6 protein-coding genes are annotated in these 2,486 nt (G+C 41.3%); 4 read left to right on the top strand and 2 right to left on the bottom strand.

Features of this window, described 5'->3' with window-relative positions:
• Positions 1-196, top strand: a 196-nt coding sequence (locus ACT8YW_RS22920; protein WP_444107249.1) for a helix-turn-helix transcriptional regulator, incomplete at its 5' end; no start/stop codon positions are given.
• 7 nt (positions 197-203) lie between these two features.
• On the top strand, positions 204-410 hold the full coding sequence (locus ACT8YW_RS22925; protein WP_444107250.1) for a hypothetical protein: 207 nt from the start codon (positions 204-206) through the stop codon (positions 408-410).
• A 168-nt stretch (positions 411-578) separates the two neighbouring features.
• Here ACT8YW_RS22925 and ACT8YW_RS22930 read toward each other — a convergent pair whose 3' ends face one another.
• Positions 579-851: a nucleotidyltransferase family protein gene (locus ACT8YW_RS22930; protein ID WP_444107251.1), complete on the bottom strand. Its 273-nt coding sequence runs from the start codon at positions 849-851 to the stop codon at positions 579-581.
• A gap of 161 nt (positions 852-1,012) precedes the next feature.
• Between ACT8YW_RS22930 and ACT8YW_RS22935 the strand changes: the two genes are divergently transcribed.
• Together ACT8YW_RS22935 and ACT8YW_RS22940 are read left to right on the top strand one after the other, a co-directional pair.
• The gene (locus ACT8YW_RS22935) at positions 1,013-1,318 is read left to right on the top strand and encodes an ISAon1 family transposase N-terminal region protein (RefSeq protein ID WP_082211430.1); all 306 of its coding nucleotides are present in this window, start codon (positions 1,013-1,015) and stop codon (positions 1,316-1,318) included.
• A gap of 7 nt (positions 1,319-1,325) precedes the next feature.
• The gene (locus tag ACT8YW_RS22940; RefSeq protein WP_416921281.1) at positions 1,326-2,297 is read left to right on the top strand and encodes an ISAon1 family transposase; all 972 of its coding nucleotides are present in this window, start codon (positions 1,326-1,328) and stop codon (positions 2,295-2,297) included.
• Here ACT8YW_RS22940 and ACT8YW_RS22945 read toward each other — a convergent pair.
• Positions 2,286-2,486: hypothetical protein (locus ACT8YW_RS22945; protein WP_444107252.1), on the bottom strand; the 201-nt coding region annotated here is incomplete at its 5' end. The two genes, ACT8YW_RS22940 and ACT8YW_RS22945, sit on opposite strands and share 12 nt — an antisense overlap.

Here is a 2,486-nt window from a genome sequence, read left to right on the forward strand (position 1 = left end):
CCGGGTACACCACGGATTGAACATCTCTATAGCACGAAATAGAAAAGGTTTGAAGCAAGCTGCTTTGGCTGATATGCTCGGTATATCCCAACAAAGGCTGTCCCAACTAGAGAACCAGCGGGGTAGTCAAGGACGAGATACTAGAGAAGGTATCCGAGGCAACCGGCGTTTCCGTAGAAGATTTAAAGACGATTGAGGAACCGATGAGCGTTTATATTGAAAATAATAACACAATATCCGATTCATCAAACATTGGAAGTGTCGGTGATAGTATTGGAGAATACACACAAACATATAACACCAATCCCCTCGACAAGATCGTAGAGTTATACGAACGTCTCCTAAAGGAAGAGAAAGAACGAGTAAAGACATTAGAAAAGCGCATCAAAGAGCTAGAAGGAAAAGCGTAGATCTTTTTTGACACCGTCCAGCATTTTGTGTAAATAGAAAACTTTAGGATTCAGGTTTCATACTTGAATCCAGTTTTCAAATATAGTAATAAATCGATAGTCCCATCAAATAACATCTTATCAATAGTTGTTTGTATCTTCATCAAAGAGGAATGGACTAATTCTGTATCACATATAAATACCTTCTTTTTCAATTCGGTTTCTCAAAAGTGAATCCATGTGATCCCGTAATCGGACGATATCGACATTACAACCACACAGACTTTGCAGAGCTTCCTTTATATGTACCAAAGCGAACATATTAGGCGTGGAGGTTTCCAAATAAACATCAACGTCACTATCTTCTGTTTGCTCCCCTCTGGCAACAGAGCCGAATATTCCCATACGGATAATGCTATATTTAGAAGCATTCTTCGCCATATAATCACGCAAGATATTCATATATTCAGCTGTTGATTCCGGGTCAGTCCGAAAACCCTGTGGGTATGTTATGTTAATAAGCGAAAGTGAACTATCTTTGCGTTCAAATTAAAATTATTTGTCCAATGCCTTCCAATCGCAACCTACATAAGTTACTACGAGTCATCTTCCCCGAAGTTTTAATGGAGTATTTCGAGATCTCCGGTTGGCATGACGACTCTGTCAAAATTGAAGTTTGGCTTGATGAAAAAAACTACATGGAACGTTCTGATTACAAGAGTGGAACTGTGATTTCACATGGTTTTACTGATGAGAAAGTGATTCAGGACTTTCCTCTGCGTGGCAAACCTGTTTATCTCCACGTAAGACGTCGCCGCTGGTATGACAAAGCTACAGGGGAAACGTTTTCCTATACCTACGATGATCTTACGGCCGAAGGGACGAAACTCACTCCTGAGTTCGTCGCTTTTTTAAAAGAAGAAGATTGAAACTACCGTGGCTAGCATAAGCTCCATAGCAGATGCTTATGGGGTAAAGGGGAAACAGTTAACCTCACAGTACAAGGGGTTTATCAGCGCATACAGACAGTGGGACCAGTTAGATCATGCCTCAGAATATGTCCTGTTCAAACAGAACATAGGTCCTAGCCTTTGTATTGACGAGACTTCTTTGAGCTGCGGAGAATTATATACTGTTGTCACTAACCGTGCGGGACGTGGTGGCAAAGGTACACTTGTGGCCATGATACGTGGCACGAAGTCTGAAGACGTCATAAAGGTGCTTGAAATGATTCATGTCTCCAAGCGCAAGACAGTCAAAGAGGTCACTTTGGACCTTTCGCCGACCATGATGCGGATTGTCCGGACGGCTTTCCCAAACGCCACTATGACAAATGACCGGTTTCATGTACAGAAGCTCTTTTATGAGGCAATTGATGAGCTCAGGATTACTTATCGCTGGATGGCACGGGATTTAGAGAACGATGAAATTCAGCGGTGCAGAGAGCAAGATATAGAGTATGTTCCGTTTCGGTATACCAATGGCGATACCCGTAAGCAGCTGCTGGCAAGGGCTAAGCATGTACTTGTCAAGCATTTTAGTAAATGGACTGAATCCCAAAGAATACGTGCGGAAATCATATTCGAACATTATCCGGAATTGAAATCAGTTTACGACTTAGCCATAGAGTTGACCAATGTGTATAATAAGCACTATAACAAGGATGTGGCACGTGGAAAGCTTGCCTTGTGGTACAATAAAATAGAAAAGCTTGGATACGGATGTTTCAGAACCGTAACAAATACCATGCAGAACTATTATGAGACAATACTAAACTATTTCGTTAACAGGGAAACAAATGCATTTGCAGAATCATTCAATGCAAAAATTAAAGCGTTCAGAGCACAGTTTAGGGGAGTCGGGGATATACCATTCTTTATTTTTAGATTATGCAAACTAACAGGGTAGATTTAACATACCCACAGGGTTTTCGGACTGACCCGAAGTAGGTTGAAATTTGCTGTTTTTTGCGTAGCGGGTGAAAATAAAAAACTCCCGATATTCACTGAATATCAGGAGTTTACTTCTTTTTGCTTTCTCTAAAAGTGGTGCCACCAGGAATCGAACCGGGGACACAAGGATTTTCAGTCCTTTGCT

It is taken from the genome of Bacteroides sp., from assembly GCF_052357945.1.
Taxonomy (GTDB): domain Bacteria; phylum Bacteroidota; class Bacteroidia; order Bacteroidales; family Bacteroidaceae; genus Bacteroides.